This is a genomic window from Kitasatospora sp. NPDC006697 (assembly GCF_042869935.1).
GTDB lineage: Bacteria > Actinomycetota > Actinomycetes > Streptomycetales > Streptomycetaceae > Kitasatospora.
In genome coordinates, this window is the sequence record NZ_JBIAGU010000005.1 from 272074 (window position 1) to 289377 (window position 17304).

Consider the following 17304-nt stretch of genomic DNA (forward strand, 5'->3'; position numbering starts at 1 on the left):
CGGGGCGCGTCTCGACGCTAACCCCGCCGCCGGGGACCCGGCGCCCGCTCCTGACGGCTCCTTGATCCGCGCGCCGGGGGTGTTGACACGGCCTTGACGCGGGGAGGGGGAGCGGTCAGTACACGCAGGGGATGCTGCCGCCGTCGACGGCGCTGCCGCTGAACTCGTCGGCGATGGTTCCGCTGGTGGGGGAGGCGGTGGCGGTGGCGCCGGAGTCCGGGGCGGGGGTGTCGGTGGTGGGTCCGCCGGTGCTGGATCCTGCGCCCGGGGTGGCGCTTGCGGTGGAGTCCGCGTTCGCGTTCGCGTTCGCGGTTGCGTTCGGGCTTGCGCTTGGAACGTCGGACGGGCCGGCCGGGGGCGCCGGCGGTGTGCTGTCCGTGTCGCCGATGGTCTGCTTCACCTGGGCGCGGATCTTCGCGACGTCGACGATGTTGACGTCCCCGTCGCTGCCGCCCAGGTCGGGCTGGCTGAGCACGGAGCCGAGGGTGTGGAACTCGACGTTGCCGCCGGTCAGGTCCGGCACCTGCTGGGCGAAGTCGAGCAGCTTCCAGCTGTCGTCGATCACCACGTCCTGCTTGACCGCGTCCAGCAGGCCCTGCATCCGGCCGAGGTCGCCGAAGACGCCCTGGTCCCGGAGCTGCTTGGTCACCCCGGCGAGGAAGGCCTGCTGACGCTGGGTCCGGTCCAGGTCGCCGTTGGGCAGGTTGTAGCGCTGGCGGACGAAGGAGAGCGACTGGGCGGCGTTCAGGAACTGCGGCCCGGCCGGGAAGTCGGCGCCGGAGCCGTGGCCGACCCGGGTGGAGGTGCGGGCCACGATCGGGTCCTTGACCGCCTTCTTCAGGCAGACCTCGATCGGCCCGAGCGCCTGGGCCACGTGGTAGAAGCCGATCAGGTTGACCTCGGCGAAGTGGTCGATCGGCACCTGCAGCATGTTCTGCACCGTCAGCAGGGTGGCCTGCCGGCCCGCCTCGCGGCTGCGGTGCTCCAGCTCCACCGGATCGGTGACGCCCTGTGCGGTCAGCTGGTTGACGGCCTGGTACTTGGCCCGGTCGTAGGCCTCCTTGATCTTGTGCTTGCCCAGCTTGGGCTGGCCCGGCGCGTTGACCAGGTCGACGTAGTCGTCGCGCGGGATGGAGAAGGCCTCCACCTTGCCGCCGTTGGCCGGGATGTGCATCAGGATCAGGGTGTTGGTGTTGTAGCCGCCGATGTCCGAGCTGGAGCCGGCGTGCAGGTCGTTCTCCAGCACCGCCTGCGGCAGCGACCGGCCGTCCTGGTCGCGGCGGCTGTCCAGGCCGATCAGCAGCACGTTGACCGAGGTGTCCAGGTGGCCCGCGCTGTCGGTGGGCCGGGGCGGGGCGGCCTGCTTGACCGGGTCCAGCGCGTGCGAGGTGGTGATCCCGGCGGCGAGCGAGTGGTACGTGTACCAGGTGAAGCCGCAGGTGCCGAAGACGGCCAGCGAGACCCCGAGCACCAGCGTCCGCCCGACCACCGCGAGCGGCCCGGCACGCCGGGCGCTCCCGCGCCGACCGCTCCCGCGCCGCCCCCCGGCGTCCGCCTCCTGCTCCGGTGTGCTGCTGCGGTCCTGCTCGGTCATCCGTCCTCCTCGGTCGCCGGGGAACGTCCCGGTGCCCCCTCCTACAACTCAGACGCGGGGCGTGACCGGTTGGTGGCATGCGGAGGAACAATAATTCGTACCGTCAGATTGTCGTTACGGAAATGGGAGGTCCGGCGGCCTGCTGGGCCGCCGGACCGTGGAGTCGCCGGGTCGCCGGGTGGGGCGGGGGACGGCTACTGCCAGGCGTCGTTGACGGTGGCGGCGTAGCGGTCGTTGGTGGTCAGCGGCTGCAGGCCGAGCGCGGTGTCGATGGTGCGCAACTGGCCGTACTGGTCGGTGCGCTGGCTGGAGGAGTAGCCGGCCTTCACCGAGTTCTGCGAGCCGAGCAGGATGGTCGGGATCCGGTTCGGGTAGCTCGGGCCGAAGGCCTTGGTGGCGCCCTCGTCCCAGGTGACGATCAGCAGCGAGCGCTGGGTGGTCCAGGCCGGGGAGGTGAGGATCGGGGCCAGGGTCTGCTTCAGCCAGGTGTCGCCGGGGGTGATGCCGCAGGCCTCCATGTCGTTGCAGTCGTCGGCCGCGAACCAGGAGAACGCCGGGGTGGTGGCGGTGGACTTCAGGTCGGTGGCCATCTGGGTGAGCGGCTGCATGTGGGCCTGGCAGTAGGCCGCGTCGGTCTTCATGTCCTTGAAGTAGTAGAACGGCGCGTCGTCCGGCGCGTAGTAACCGTGGCTGGTGCTGTCGCAGTTGCCGTTGGCGCCGTCCAGGTACTCCTTCCAGGTCCTGCCCGCGTTCTCCACCGCGTTGCCCAGGTGCGGGGCGTCGATGGTGGTGGTGGAGACGCTGTTGCCGGTCAGGCCGTACAGGCCGCCGGCCGCCAGGGCGACGTAGTTGGGGTCGCTCGGGTGCGTGGTGGCGTACGACTGGGTCAGCGAAGTTCCCTGGGGCAGAAGGCTGTTGATGTACGGGGCGGCCGAGGTGTTGCCGATGATGTTCCCGTAGTCCTCGTTCTCCATGTAGACCAGGAAGACGTGGTCGTAGCCGGGCACGCTGGACGCCGGGGCGGTCAGCGCGGGCGCGGGGAGCGGGGCCGAGAGGGTGAGCGAGAGGTTGTCGGCGTAGCCGTCGGTGGTGCTGCCGGCGGTCCAGGTGAAGGCCAGGTCCACCTTGATCGACCGGGTGCCGACCGGCAGCGTGCCGACCGCCGAACGCTGCAGCAGCTCGGTGGTGTTGCCGCGGTCGGTGTTGGAGACCGGGGCGATCGCGGCGGTGCCGAGGGAGGCGCCGTTCGCGCCCTGGAAGGTGGCGGTCAGGCCCACCCGGTCGTTCTGGCCGGCGTAACCGCCCAGCCAGCCCGACAGGTTGTAGGAGACGCCGCCGCCGTCGATCGCGGTGGCCGCCGAGGAGACGTCCGCGGTCTGCGAGAGGCCGGAGTTGCCGGTGGCGCCGCCCGCGAAGAAGGCGGTGCCGCGATTGGCCGGGCCGGGGGTGGCGGAGGTCGGGAAGCCCGAGGCGCCGTAGCAGACCAGGCTCGGCTCGCCGCTGGTGATGGTCCAGCCCGGCACGGTCATGCCGTCCTCGCCGGTGCCGGAGCAGATCGCCACCGACTCGGCGCCCGGGTCGGTCAGCAGGTTGGCGCTGGTCGAGCCGCCGCCGGAGCCGGCCGGGGCCGGGACGGTCCACTGCTGGTTGGCCTGGTTGCTGCCGCAGGTCCACAGGTCGATCCTGGTGCCGTCGGCCGAGGCGCCGCCGAAGGCGTCCAGGCAGAGGCCGGAGACCGGGTTGACCAGGGTGGCGCCCTTGGCGGCCCACTGCTGGCGGGGCAGCCCGTCGCAGCTCACCAGGTCGGCGTAGGTGCCGGCCGTGGTGCCGCCGTTGGTGGCGTCCAGGCACTTGCCCAGGGTGCGGATGGTGCCGTCGCCGGGCAGGTTCCAGGACTGGTTGGCCCCGTTGTCGCAGGTCCAGAGGATGATCGGGTTGCCGTCGGCGGTGCCCGCGCCGGAGTCGTCCAGGCACTTGCCGGCCAGGCCGGTGATGGTGCCGGTGACGCCGGTGGCTGAGGCGGGCGGGGCCGCGGCGACGGCGCCGGCCAGGCCGACCAGGCAGGAGAACACCGTGCTCGCGGCGAGGACGCGGGCGCGTCCGGGGGAGCGGGTGAGACGCATCGGGGAAAGACCTCTCGACACTGGGTGGAGGTGAGAGCGACGCCGGGCCGGTGCCCGGGCCGCAGACATCCTGCGGACACCAGCTGTCCAGCCAACGGCCCGCAGAGGGACGGGACGTGACGAACAGACGGCTCTCCGGGGGCAAGATGACTGGACAACTCCGGACCGTTCTTCTGAACAACTCCGTCCGGTTGTGTAGGACAGGTTGGCCGGTGGGAGGGGTGGTGGTGGGAGTGGCGGGTGGTGCGCGGGCTGGGCGCCGCCGGGGCTGACGGCTTGTCGGATGGTCGGGGCGGCTCGATTGACGGTGCAGCGGGCGCATTCGTACACTCGGGCCGACGGATGACGGCCGGCGACGTGCCGGCGGGCGAGCGAGTGCACCGGGGGGCAGGTATGCGGCAGTGCGTCGGCAGCCGTGCCGCGCGGCTCGTGCTGGTCGCCAGGCTCGACATCGACCTGCTGCGCCACGCCAGCTCACTGTGTAGCGGCTGACCTCCGGTCCGGTTGACCCGCGCCGCGGGTGGCCGCCCGCCCCGCGCCCCGTGGGTTCGCCTCCCCGGCCCGCCGACCGCCCGCACCCGGACCGCGCGACCCGTTCGCTTCCGGTCACCCGTCACGCACGTCACCCACCCGGCACCGCCCGCCGCTCCCTCGCGGCCGTGGGCGGCCGGGTGCGCACTGCTCCAGGAGAACGATGTCCGCGTTCCCCGCGCGCTCGGCGCGCGAACTGCTCGATCCCTTCGATCGGCGCGAACAGCTCCATCGGCCCGGCTGGTTCCCGTCCGCGCCGCGGCTGCGCGCCGCGGTGCCCTTGGCCGAGGCCGACGCCGAGGCCGGAGCAGGGGAGCCCGCCGCCGCCGAAGGTGCCTGGGCGCGGCTCGCCGCGGCCGGCCGGGAGGCCGAGACCGCGCGGCTGCGCGCCGCGCTCGACCGCTGCCTGGCCGGCGCCGGCTCGGTGGTCGCCCTGCACGGCTCGGTCGGCAGCGGCCGCAGCGAACTGCTCTACGGCTTCGCCGAGCTGGCCGCAGGCTCCGGGGCGCAGGTGCTGCTCGGCACCGGCTCGCCGCTGGAGCGCGGGTTCCCGCTCGGCCTGGTCCGCCAACTGCTGCAGAGCGCCGAGCTGGACGGGGCGGCCGCCGCCGAGGCCGCCGAACTGCTCGCGGACGGCGTCCGGCAGGGCGCACCGGCCCGGCCCGCCGACGAACCCGCCGCCGAGGGCGCACCGAGCGGGCTGGACCAGCGCACGCTGGAGGGACTGACCCGGATCGTGCTCGAACTCGCCGGACGGGCACCGGTGTTGATCGCCGTGGACGACCGGCAGGACGCCGATGTGCCGTCGCTGGAGTTCCTGCTCTACCTGGTCCGCCGCACCCGCAACGCCCCGGTGCTGACCCTGCTCAGCTCCCGCGAGACGATGACCCCGGAGAACCCGTTCTTCGAGGTCGAACTCGCCAGCCAGCCGCACCACGAGCGGGTCCGGCTCAACCTGCTGCCGCCCGGACAGGTCGAGCAGCAGCTCGCCGACCGGCTCGGCGTGGCCGCGGCCGCCGTGCACACCGTCCAGGCGCACGCCCTCACCGGCGGGAACCCGCTGCTGCTGCGGGCGTTGATCGACGACCAGGGCAGCTGGCCGCAGCCGGCCGACGGCGGGCTGGCCGTCGGCGAGGGCTACCGGCGGGCCCTGATGAACTGCCTGCACCGGATCGACCCGCTGGCGCTGCGCTGCGCGCGCGGTGTCGCGGCGCTCGGTGGGTCGGTGGAAGTCCCGCTGCTGGCCGAGCTGTTGCAGCTCGGCGCGGACTCGCTCGAGCGGGCCTTCTACCTGCTGCGGGCCGCCGGGCTGTTCGGCGAGGACGGGTTCCGGCACCCCAGCGGCGGCGGCGACCTGCTGGCGGCGGTGCGGCCCGCCGAACTCGCCGCCCTGCAGCAGCGGGCGGCCGAACTGCTCGCGGGGGAGCGCGGCTCCGCTCCCGCGGTGGCGGAGAGCCCGCCGGTCGCGGCCGTCCCGTCGGCCGCGGCCGCTCCGCTGATCACGGCCGTCCCGTCGGCCGAGGCCGCTCCGCCGATCACCGCCCTCCCGCCGGTCGCGGCCGTCCCGCAGCGCGCCGAGCAGGTCGCGATCCAGTGCGTGCCCTGGCTGCCCGGCTCCGAGCAGACCGACCCGCCGCTTCGGCGCGAACTCAAGACCGTGCGCCACCACTTCTGGCACGGCCGGGTGGACCAGGGCCTGGCCGGCCTGGCCCGGCTGGACGCCGAACCGGGCGGCCCCGAGGAGACCGGCGAACTGCGCTCCTGGCTCGCCTACTGGTACCCCGGGCTGCTGCCGGAGGCCGCGAGCCGTCCGACCCCGTCCCGTGGCCCGGTCCATGACGGGCTGCGCGTGCTGGAGACCCTGTTGCGCGGGGCGCCCGCCGAGCGCGTGGTCCCCCAGGCGGAGCGGATCCTCCGGGAGAGCCGGCTCGGCCGCATCCCGATGGCCTCGCTCACCTCCGCGCTCACCGTGCTGCTCTACACCGACCGCGCCGACCGGGCCGCCCGCTGGTGCGGCCCGATCGCCGAGCGCACCGGCACCCGGTGCGCCGACACCTGGCACGCGCTCTTCTCCGCGCTGCTCGCCGAGGCCCAACTGCGGCAGGGCGACCTCAAGGCGGCCGAGGAGTCCGCCCGGGCCGCCTTCTCCCGGGTGCCGCCGCAGGGTTGGGGTGTGGCCGTCGGGTTCCCGCTCGCCACCATGGTGGCCGTGCGCACCGCGCTGGGCCGGCACCAGGACGCCGCGCGGTTCCTGGAACTGGCCGTCCCCGAGGAGATGGACCGCACCCCCGCCGCCCTGCACTACCGCCATGCGCTCGGCGGCCACCTGCTGGCCACCGGTGAACCCGAGCGGGCGCTGGCCGAATTCCGTTCCTGCGGCGAGGCGATGGCCCGCTGGGGCCTGGACCACCTGCCCGCGCTCGCCCCGTGGCGGATCGGCGCGGCCCGCGCCCAGCTCGCCCTCGGCCGTCCCGTGGCCGCCGCCGAACTCGCCGACCAGCAGCTGGCCCGGCTCACCCCGGCCGGCCAACCCCGGGTGCGCGGCATGGCGTTGCGGGTCCGGGCGGCGGCCGGCGTCCCGGCCGAGCGGTCCGCGCTGCTGGAGAGCGCGGTGGCGGTGCTGGAGGAGTCGGGCGACGAGGCGGAACTCGGCGCTGCGCTGGCCGAACTGAGCGAGGCCCAGGATGTGCTGGGCGACCCGGTGCAGGCCCGGCACACCTCGGCCCGGCTGCGTGGCGCGCCGGTCGCGGTGGCACCGGCGGTGGCGCCGTCCGCGGTGCCCGCAGCCGAGTTGAGCGAGGCGGAGCAGCGGGTGGCCGAGCTCGCGGCGCGCGGCCTGAGCAACCGCGAGGTGGCGCGCAGGCTCTACATCACCGTCAGCACCGTCGAGCAGCACCTGACCCGGGTCTACCGCAAGCTCGGGGTCCGCCGCCGGGTCGAGCTGCGCAACCTGCTGGCGAGCGGGGGAGGTTCGGCGGCGCCGGCGGAGATGGAGCTGATGATGGCGGACCAGGTGGGTTAGGGGATCCGCCTGCTGGCTCGACGGGCCCCTCCCGGCCTCAGGCTGGGAGGGGCCCACGCGTGCGTGCTTCGGCGGTGCCCGGGAGGGGAGCCCGAAGCGGTGGGGCTCCCCTCCCCGCCGAAGACCGGCAGTGGGCGGACCCCGTCGGCGACCGCCCGGGGTGATCCGAATGGCAGGCCCCCGGCGCCGCGTTGGGCGGAGGGCTGCCCGGCACTGCCCTGTCGGCCGGCGGGCGCCGCCCGACGCGGCCTACCGGCCGAGGTGGTCGGCCAGGCCCTCGATGGTGCGGCGGCGCATCGTCGCGATCGCGACCGAGGAGCCGTCCACGAAGTGCAGGCGGAACTTGGCCATCGCCTGCAGCCGCGGGCGCCGCTCGACCCGCAGCACCAGCTGGCGCGGTGCGTGCCAGAGCACCTGGCCGGTCTTGCGGATGTCCCGGACGTGGACGTAGGCGGCGCGGCGGTCGGTGACCACCAGCAGGCGGGCCATCGCGTTGCCCGAGGTGGTGGGGAAGCCGCTCGCGATGCTGCCGGTGCCGCCGGAGACCGCCCCGGCCTGCGCCAGCCGGTTGCCCACCGCGCCGCCGAGCCCGTGCCCTGCGCCGTGCGAGCCGGCCACCGGAACCACGCTCGCGATGTCCAGCAGGCGCTCGCCCGGTTCGAGCAGCGGGTCGACGTTCCTGCGGTGACGGTTGATCAGGGCCTCGGTCATCCCGACAGCCTAGAACAGCGGCTGCTCGGTACCCGAATCGAGGGGGGCGGCCGCCTCCTAGGGGTTCGACAGGGGTTGGCTAGGGGTCAGTTCCGCTGAGACGGAGGCGAGTCTGAGGCTCCGCACCCCGCTCCCTCAGGACTGGAACTGACGATGGCACGCCTGGAACTGGTCGTCCCCGAAGCCCCGGACCGCGTCCCGGCCGACGCCGTGGCCGTCGTGGGTGTCGCCTGCCGGCTCCCGGGGGCGGCCGACCCGGGGGCCTTCTGGCACCTGCTGGACGGCGGCCGCAGTGCCGTCGGCCAGGTGCCCGCGGGGCGGTTCCCGGCGGGTGAGCGGCCGGTGCGGGCCGGGGGCTTCCTCGACCAGGTCGACCGCTTCGACCACGAGTTCTTCGGCCTCTCCGCCGCCGAGGCCGCCGCCGCCGACCCGCAGCAGCGGCTGGTGCTGGAGCTGGCCTGGGAGGCGCTGGAGGACGCCGGCCTCCGCCCGGAGCAACTGCGCGGCGGCCCGGCGGGCGTCTTCGTCGGTGCGATCGGCGGCGACTACGCGACCCTGGTGGCCCGGGCCGAGGCGGTGGGCCGGCACAGCCTGACCGGGCTCAACCGGGGCATCATCGCCAACCGGGTCTCCTACGCCCTGGACCTGCGCGGCCCGAGCCTCACCGTGGACTCCGCGCAGTCCTCCTCGCTGGTCGCCGTGCACCTGGCGATGGAGAGCCTGCGCGGCGGCGAGAGCGAACTGGCGCTGGCCGCCGGGGTCAACCTCAACCTGGCGCCGGACAGCACCGAGACGGTCGACCGCTTCGGCGCCCTCTCGCCGGACGACCGGTGCTACACCTTCGACGCCCGGGCGAACGGCTACGCGCGCGGCGAGGGTGCGGCGCTGCTGGTGCTCAAGCCGCTGCGGCGGGCCGTCGAGGACGGCGACCGGGTCTACGCCGTGCTGCTGGGCAGCGCCGTCAACAGCGACGGTGCCACCGACGGGCTCACCGTGCCCAGCGCCACCGCGCAGGCCGCCGTGATCCGGGCCGCCGCCCGGCGCGCCGGGGTGGCCGCCGAGCGGGTGCAGTACGTCGAACTGCACGGCACGGGCACCCGGGTGGGCGACCCGATCGAGGCCGCCGGGCTCGGCGCCGCGCTCGGCGGGGGACGGGAGGAGGAGCCGCTGCTGGTCGGCTCGGCCAAGACCAACGTCGGCCACCTGGAGGGCGCGGCGGGCATCGTCGGACTGCTGAAGACGGTGCTCAGCGTGCACCACCGGCGGCTGCCGGCCAGCCTCAACTTCGAACGGCCCAACCCCGACATCCCGTTCGACCGGCTCGGCCTGCGGGTGCGTACCGAGTCCGGGCCCTGGCCCCGGCCGGAGCAGCCGCTGCTGGCGGGCGTCAGCTCCTTCGGCGTGGGCGGCACCAACGCGCACGTGGTGGTGGGCAGCGCGGTCCGGTCGGCTGACGGTTCGTCGGACTCGAGCGCCCCGCGGTTCTGGCCGCTCGCCGCCCGCACCCCCGCCGCCCTGCGCGCCCAGGCCGCCCGGCTGCTCGACCACCTGACCGCTCATCCCGGGCTCGGCGACGCCGACCTGGGCTTCTCGCTCGCCACCACCCGCACCGCCTTCCCGCACCGCGCCGTGGCCACCGGGGCGGACCGAGCCGAACTGGTCGACGCACTGGGTGCCTTGGCGGCGGGCGAGCAGCACCCGGGCCTGCTGCGGGCGGTCGCCCAGCCGGGCGGCGGCGGCACGGTGCTGGTCTTCCCCGGACAGGGCTCGCAGTGGGAGGAGATGGCCCGCGAACTCCTGGACACCGCCCCTGCCTTCGCCGCCAAGATCGCCGACTGCGAGCGCGCGCTGGCCCCGCACACCGACTGGTCGCTGACCGCCGTGCTGCGCGGGGAGCCGGAAGCACCCGGGCTGGACCGGGTGGACGTGGTGCAGCCGGTGCTGTTCGCCGTGCTGGTCTCGCTGGCCGCGCTCTGGCAGGCCTCCGGGGTGCGGCCGGACGCGGTGATCGGGCACTCGCAGGGCGAGATCGCGGCCGCCCACGTGGCCGGCGCGCTCTCGCTGGCCGACGCGGCCGCCGTGGTGGCGCTGCGGGCCAAGGCGATCGCCGGGCTGGCCCGGGACGGCGGCGCGGCGGGCGCGATGGCGGCCGTTCCGCTGCCCGTGGCGACCGTGCGGACGGAGACGTCCGGTTGGGGCGAGCGGATCGCGGTGGCGGCGGTCAACGGTCCGGCCGCGACCGTCGTCTCCGGCGAGCGCGCGGCCGTGGAGGCGTACGTCGCGCAGTGCCGCGAGCGGGAGGTGCGGGCCCGGCTGGTCCCGGTCGACTACGCCTCGCACTCGCCGCAGGTGGAGCCGCTGGCCGAGAGCCTGCCCGTTCTGCTGGCCGGCATCCGTCCGCGCGCCACCGGCACCGCCTTCTACTCCACCGTCACGGGCGGGAAGTTCGACACCCGGGGGCTCACCGCCGAGTACTGGTACCGGAACCTGCGCCAGAGCGTCGAGTTCGAGGCGGCCGTGCGGGCCGCCGCGGCCGACGGGCACCGGGCCTTCGTGGAGTCCAGCCCGCACCCGGTGCTCGGCGTCGGGCTGGAGCAGATCCTCGACGGCGCGGGCGCCGTGACCGGGACGCTGCGGCGCGACCACGGCGGGCTGGCGCAGTTCCACCGCTCGCTCGCCGAACTGCACGTGCGCGGCGGCGCGGTGGACTGGCGGGAGTTCTACGGCGCCGAGGCACGCCGGGTGCCGCTGCCGACCTATGCGTTCCAGCGGCGGCGGTTGTGGCTGGACTCGGTCGCGCTGCCGGTGGCCGGTGATCCGTCGGGCGACCTGCTGGACACCGTGCTCGACACCGTCGCACTGGTCCTCGGCGAGGCGGACCGGCGCGGCATCGACCCCGACCGGAGCTTCAAGGAGCTGGGTTTCGACTCGGTCGCCGCCGTCGAGTTCCGCAACCGGCTGGCCGGCGCCACCGGCCTCGCGCTGCCCAGCACGCTCACCTACGACCACCCGACCGCGAGCGCCGTCGCCGAGCAACTGCGGGCGCTGGACGGGCAGCTGGCGGCAGGGGGTGCGCCGGCCCGGGAGGCCGTCGCGGACGGCGAGCGCGAGGGCGACCCGGTCGCCATCGTCGCCGTCGCCGGCCGCTGGCCCGGCGGCGCCGACACGCCGGAGCAGCTGTGGGAGCTGCTGCGGGCCGGGCGGGACGCGATCGGGCCGTTCCCGGAGAACCGGGGGTGGGACCTGGCCGCGCTCTACGACCCCGAGGGCCTGCGCCCCGGCAGCTCCTACACCCGCCAGGGCGGGTTCCTGGCCGAAGCCGACCGCTTCGACGGCGAGTTCTTCGGCCTCAGCCCGCGCGAGTCGGCCGCCATGGACCCGCAGCAGCGGGTACTGCTGGAGTCCGCCTGGGAGTTGGTCGAGCGGGCCGGCATCCGACCGGCCGAGCTGCGCGGCAGCCGGACCGGGGTCTTCGTCGGCGTGATGCCGCAGGAGTACGGGCCCAGGCTGCACCGGACCCCCGAGAGCCACCAGGGCCACGCCCTCACCGGCACCCTGACCAGCGTCGCCTCGGGCAGGATCGCCTACACGCTCGGCCTGGAGGGCCCGGCGATCACCATCGACACGGCCTGCTCCTCCTCGCTGGTGGCGATCCACCTGGCGGCCCAGGCGCTGCGCTCCGGCGAGTGCGAACTGGCGCTGGCCGGCGGGGCGACGGTGATGTCCACCCCGGGCATGTTCACCGAGTTCAGCCGCCAGCGCGGCCTGGCCGCCGACGGGCGCTGCAAGCCGTTCGCCGCCGCCGCCGACGGCACCGCCTGGGCCGAGGGCGCCGGACTGGTGCTGCTGGAACGGCTGTCGGACGCGAGGCGCCACGGGCACCAGGTGCTCGCGCTGGTGCGCGGCACGGCGGTCAACCAGGACGGCGCGTCGAACGGCCTCACCGCCCCCAACGGTCCCGCCCAACAGCGGGTGATCCGCGCCGCCCTGGCGGCCGCCGGCCTGCGCGCCGACCAGGTGGACGTGGTGGAGGCGCACGGCACCGGCACCGCGCTCGGCGACCCGATCGAGGCGCAGGCGCTGCTCGCCACCTACGGGCAGGACCGCGAAGCTCCGTTCAAACTCGGCTCATTGAAGTCCAACATCGGGCACACCCAGGCCGCCGCCGGGGTGACCGGAGTGATCAAGCTGGTGCAGGCGCTGCACCACCAGGAGCTCCCCGGCACCCTGCACCTGGACCGGCCCTCGCCGCACGTGGACTGGACGGCCGGCGCGGTGGAGCTGCCCACCGGCACCACCCCGTGGGCGCGCGGCGAGCGGGTGCGGCGGGGCGCGGTCTCCTCGTTCGGGATCAGCGGGACCAACGCGCATCTGATCCTGGAGGAGGCGCCGGCCGAGGAAGTGGCGGTCGGCGAGCCGGGGCCGGCCGGGCCGGTGCCGTGGCTGCTCTCCGCGCGGACGGACGGTGCGCTGCGTGAGCAGGCGGCACGGCTGCTGGCCGGCGGGGTCGGCGCCCTGGACGCGGCGGCGGTCGGGCACGCGCTGGCGACCCAGCGGACGGCCTTCGGGCGGCGGGCGGTGGTCTTCGGGGGAGTGGAGGGGCTGCGGGAGCTCGCTGACGGTGCGTCTGGTGACGCTGTGGTGACCGGGGTTGCGGTGGCTCGCCCGCGAACCGCGTTCCTGTTCTCCGGGCAGGGCAGTCAGCGTGCCGGTGCCGGACGCGAACTGGCCGCGCGGTACCCGGTGTTCGCGGCGGCTCTGGGCGAGGTGGCGGACCTGTTCGACGCCGAGCGGAGCGGCGCCGTGCCGCTGCGCAGCGTGCTCTTCGCGGAAGCGGGCAGCCGGGAGGCGGCGCTGCTGGACAGCACCGAGTACACCCAGCCCGCGCTGTTCGCGCTGCAGGTGGCGCTGCACCGGCTCGCGGAGTCGTTCGGGGTCCGGCCGGACCTGCTGATCGGGCACTCGATCGGGGAGTTGAGCGCCGCCCACCTGGCCGGCGTGCTCAGCCTGCCCGACGCCGTGCGGCTGGTGGCCGCCCGGGCGCGGCTGATGCAGGCCGCGCCGGGCAGCGGGGCGATGCTGGCGGTCCAGGCGGCCGAGGAGGAGCTGCTGGCGGAGCTGGACCTGGCCAAGGTCGGCGTGGCGGCGGTGAACGGCCCCCGGTCGGTGGTGGTGTCCGGCGAGCGCGAGGAGGTGCACCGGCTCGCGGAGGTCTGGCGGGCGCAGGGGCGGCGGACCAAGCCGCTGCAGGTCAGCCACGCCTTCCACGCCCCGCAGATGGATGCGGTGCTGGCCGAGTTCCGCTCGGTGGTAAAGGAGTTGGCGTTCGCGGAGCCGCGGGTGCCGGTGGTCTCCAACCGCAGCGGGCGGGTGGCCGAGCCGGGGGAGCTGACCGACCCCGAGTACTGGGTGCGGCACATCCGGGAGACCGTGCGGTTCCACCAGGGCGTGCTGGCGCTGCGCGAGTCGGGCGCCACGGCGTACCTGGAGCTCGGGCCCGGCGCGGTGTTGACGGCGCTGGCGGCCGAGAGCCTGGAGGGCGGCGAGGCGGTGCTCGCCGCCGCGCTGCGGGCCGACCGGGCGGAGCCGGAGAGCTTCCTCACGGCGCTGGCGCGGCTGCAGGTGCACGGTGCGCCGGTGGACTTCGGGCCCGCCTTCGGCGCCGGCCCGCACCCGCGGGTCGCGCTGCCCAGCTACCCGTTCGAGCGGCGGCGGCACTGGCTCGACCAGGCGGCGGAGTCGGACACCGCCGGCACCGGACTGCTCGACACCGGGCACCCGCTGCTCGGCGGGGCCACCGAGCTGCCCGATGACGGCGGGTGGCTGCTCAGCGGGCGGATCGGCCTGGGCAGCCACCCGTGGCTGGCCGATCACGTGGTCGGCGGGGTGGTGCTGCTGCCCGGCACGGCCTTCCTGGAGCTGGCCGTCCAGGCGGCGGAGCGCAGCGGGGCCGCGGTGATCGAGCACCTGGACCTGGCGGCGCCGCTGGTGCTGCCGCGCGAGGGCGCCGTGCGGCTGCAGGTGGTGGTCGGGCCGGCCGAGGAGACCGGCCGGCGGCCGGTGCAGATCCGCTCCCAGCGGGAGGGCGAGGGGTGGACCAAGCACGCGGTCGGGACGCTGGCGGCCGAGGGCGACGAGCTCGCGGAGCCTGCGACGACCGCGGCGGACGGTGACGGCGCATCGGACGTCGACCCGGCCGACGTCTACCGCCTGCTGGCCGAGCGCGGCTACGAGTACGGCCCGGCGTTCCGGGGGCTGACCTCGCTCCGGTCGACGGGCGAGGGGGAGGTGCGCTGGGCGTCGGCCGAGCTCGCCGACCCGGAGGACGGCTATGCGCTGCACCCGGCGCTGGTGGACGCGCTGCTGCAGGCCGTGGTGCTGGAGCTGGAGGGGACGGTGGTGCCGTTCTCGTTCCAGCGGGTGACGGTGCGGCGGAGCACGGGGGGTGCGCTGCGGGCGCGGATCTCGGCGGCGGGAACGGACACCGTGGCGCTGGACCTCTTCGACGCGGCGGGGCTGCCGGTGGCGAGGATCGGTGCGCTGACTCTGCGTCCGGTAGGAAGAGTCGGCGGGGTCGACGCCGGGTACCGGCTGAACTGGCAGGCCGTCGGCGCGGCGGGTACCGAGCCCCCGCCCGTGCCGGTGGTCGCCCCCGAGGACTACGCCGGTGCGCCCGTTGCCGCCGTCCCGGTCACCGGCGCGGAAGAGGCACTCGCCGTGCTGCGGCGGCAGCGGCCCGGGCAGACCCTGGTGCTGCTCACCCGCCAGGCCGTCGCCACCCACCCCGGCGAGGACGTCCCCGACCCGGCCGCCGCCGCCGTCTGGGGCCTGGCGCGCACCGCCCAACTCGAGCTGCCCGACCAGCCCTTGGTGCTCCTCGATCTCGATGCGGAGGCCGACCCGGCGATCGCCCTCCCGCCGGCCCTCGCCAGCGGCGAGCCCCAACTCGCCTACCGTCACGGCGAGCTGTCCGCTCCCCGGCTCACCGCGCAGGGCACCGAGCTGCGACCGCCGGCCGGCCCGTGGCGGCTGGACACGGCCGCCCCCGGCAGCCTGGACAGCCTCGCGCTGCTCCCCGCCCCGGAGGCCGCCGCCCCGCTCGGCCCGCGCGAGGTGCGGCTCGAACTGCGCGCCGCCGGGCTCAACTTCCGCGATGTGCTGATCACCCTGGGCATGTACCCCGGCGGCGCCCGGTTCGGCGCCGAGGGCGCGGGCGTGGTGCTGGAGACCGGCGCCGAGGTGACCGGACTGCGGGCGGGCGACCGGGTGATGGGCCTGGTCCAGGGCACCCTCGGCCCGGTCGCCGTGACCGACCACCGCCTGCTCACCCCGATCCCCGACGGCTGGAGCTTCGCTCAGGCCGCCGGCGTCCCCGTCGCCTTCCTCACCGCCTTCCACGGCCTGCACGACCTCGCCGGGCTGCGGGCCGGCGAGACCGTGCTGATCCACGCCGCCACCGGCGGCGTCGGCCAGGCCGCCGTCCAACTCGCCCAGCAGGCGGGCGCGGTGGTGCTCGGCACGGCCAGCCCCGGCAAGTGGGCCGGGCTGCGGGAGCAGGGCCTGCCCGCCGCCCGGATCGCCTCCAGCCGCACGCTGGACTTCGAGGCCGAGTTCCGCGCCGTCACCGGCGGCCGGGGCGTGGACGTCGTGCTCAACGCGCTCGCCCACGAGTTCACCGACGCCTCGCTGCGCCTGCTCGCACCCGGCGGCCGGTTCGTCGAACTGGGCAAGACCGACCCGCGCGACCCCGCCCGGGTGGCCGCCGAGCACGACGGCGCCCGCTACCAGGCCTTCGACCTGTTCGAGGTCGACCCGGACCGGATCCGCGACCTGCTGGCCGCGCTGGCACCGCTGTTCGCCTCCGGCGCGCTGCGGCCGCTGCCGTTCGCCGCCCAGGACGTCCGCCAGGCCGTGCCCGCCCTGCGGCGCCTCAGCCAGGCCCGGCACACCGGCAAGCTGGTGCTCACCCTGCCCAGGGCGCTGGACCCGGACGGCACCGTGCTGATCACCGGCGGCACCGGCACCCTCGGCGCGCTGACGGCGCGCCACCTGGTGGAGCGTCATGGCGTGCGGCGGCTGCTGCTCAGCAGCCGGCAGGGGCCGCAGGCCCCGGGTGCGGCGGAACTCCTCGAAGAGCTCCGGGCGCTGGGCGCCGAGGCGAGCGTGGTCGCGGCCGACACCGCCGACCCGGCCGCCGTCGCCGCGCTGCTCGCCGGCATCCCGGCCGAACACCCGCTCACCGCCGTGCTGCACACCGCCGGAGTCCTGGACGACGGCGCGCTCGCCTCGCTCACCCCGGAGCGGCTGGCCGCGGTCGCCCGCCCCAAGGCGGCGGGCGCCCGGCTGCTGCACCAGGCGACCGCCGGGCTCGACCTGGCCGCCTTCGTGCTCTTCTCCTCCGCCGTCGGCCTGCTCGGCAACCCCGGCCAGGCCAACTACGGCGCCGCAAACGCCGAGTTGGACGCACTCGCCGCCCACCGGCGGGCGCGCGGCCTGCCCGCCGTCTCGCTCGCCTGGGGCCACTGGGCCGAGGCCGGCGGCATGGCCGGCACACTGGGCGCCGTCGAGCGGGAACGGCTGGCCGCCACCGGCCTGGCCCCGATGAGCACCGCGCGGGCGCTGGCCCAGCTGGACGCCGCCCTCGGCGACGCCGACACGCCCGGGACCGCCGAGGCGCTGCTGGCCACCGCCGTGCTCGACCCCGCCAAGGCCGCCGCCGACCGGCTGCCCGCCGTGCTGCGCGGCCTGGTCCGGCCGCGCCCACGACCGGCCGGGCGGGGCGACGGACCGGCCGAGCTGCGCCGCCGGCTCGCCGGACAGCCCGAGGCCGAGCGGCACCGGACCCTGCTCGCCCTGGTCCGCGCCACCGCCGCCGCCGTGCTCGGCCACGCCGACCCGGCCGCCGTCCAGCCCGAGATCGGCTTCATGGACGCCTCGTTCGACTCGCTCAGCGTGATCGAACTGCGCAACCGGCTGAACGCCGCCACCGGTCTGCAACTGCCGACCACCGCCGTCTTCGACCACCCCACGCCCGTCGCGCTCGCCGACCACCTGCGGGCCCGGCTCGCGCCCGAACCGGAACGGGTGGACCTGGACGCGGAGCTCGACCGGCTGGCCACGGCCCTCGGCGCGCTCTCGGGCGAGCCGCGCGAGTCGGCGGTCCGCCGGCTGGGCGAGCTGCTGGCCGGCCTCGGCGGCAGCGCCACGCCAGTGACCGCGAACGTCGGCGAGGCCGACTTCACGGACCGGATCTCGGACGTCGGACAGGACGAGATCTTCGACTTCCTCACCAACGAGCTCGGCATTTCCTGAAAGGGGCGACC

Annotated in this window: 5 protein-coding genes; 2 read left to right on the forward strand and 3 right to left on the reverse strand. The window is 75.7% G+C overall.

What is annotated here, in order from left to right:
- Positions 1-115 precede the first annotated feature (115 nt).
- Positions 116-1594: an LCP family protein gene (locus ACFYNO_RS10075; RefSeq protein ID WP_388008327.1), complete on the reverse strand. Its 1479-nt coding sequence runs from the start codon at positions 1592-1594 to the stop codon at positions 116-118.
- Positions 1595-1788: 194 nt separating this feature from the next.
- On the reverse strand, positions 1789-3717 hold the full coding sequence (locus tag ACFYNO_RS10080; RefSeq protein WP_388008330.1) for a ricin-type beta-trefoil lectin domain protein: 1929 nt from the start codon (positions 3715-3717) through the stop codon (positions 1789-1791).
- Positions 3718-4411: 694 nt separating this feature from the next.
- On the opposite strand from ACFYNO_RS10080, the gene ACFYNO_RS10085 reads away from it, so the two are divergent.
- Positions 4412-7270, forward strand: a complete 2859-nt coding sequence (locus ACFYNO_RS10085) for an AAA family ATPase (protein WP_388008333.1) — start codon at positions 4412-4414, stop codon at positions 7268-7270.
- A gap of 249 nt (positions 7271-7519) precedes the next feature.
- Here ACFYNO_RS10085 and ACFYNO_RS10090 read toward each other — a convergent pair whose 3' ends face one another.
- Positions 7520-7981 (reverse strand): hypothetical protein, encoded by a 462-nt coding sequence (locus ACFYNO_RS10090; protein WP_388008336.1) that lies wholly within the window; start codon positions 7979-7981, stop codon positions 7520-7522.
- A 153-nt stretch (positions 7982-8134) separates the two neighbouring features.
- Between ACFYNO_RS10090 and ACFYNO_RS10095 the strand changes: the two genes are divergently transcribed.
- On the forward strand, positions 8135-17293 hold the full coding sequence (locus ACFYNO_RS10095; RefSeq protein WP_388008339.1) for a type I polyketide synthase: 9159 nt from the start codon (positions 8135-8137) through the stop codon (positions 17291-17293).
- The last annotated feature ends 11 nt before the right edge of the window (positions 17294-17304 follow it).

Coding starts and splice junctions, on each gene's coding strand:
- ACFYNO_RS10075 (WP_388008327.1), bottom strand. CDS start 1,594: ATGACCGAGCAGGACCGCAGCAGCACACCGGAGCAGGAGGCGGACGCC.
- ACFYNO_RS10080 (WP_388008330.1), bottom strand. CDS start 3,717: ATGCGTCTCACCCGCTCCCCCGGACGCGCCCGCGTCCTCGCCGCGAGC.
- ACFYNO_RS10085 (WP_388008333.1), top strand. CDS start 4,412: ATGTCCGCGTTCCCCGCGCGCTCGGCGCGCGAACTGCTCGATCCCTTC.
- ACFYNO_RS10090 (WP_388008336.1), bottom strand. CDS start 7,981: ATGACCGAGGCCCTGATCAACCGTCACCGCAGGAACGTCGACCCGCTG.
- ACFYNO_RS10095 (WP_388008339.1), top strand. CDS start 8,135: ATGGCACGCCTGGAACTGGTCGTCCCCGAAGCCCCGGACCGCGTCCCG.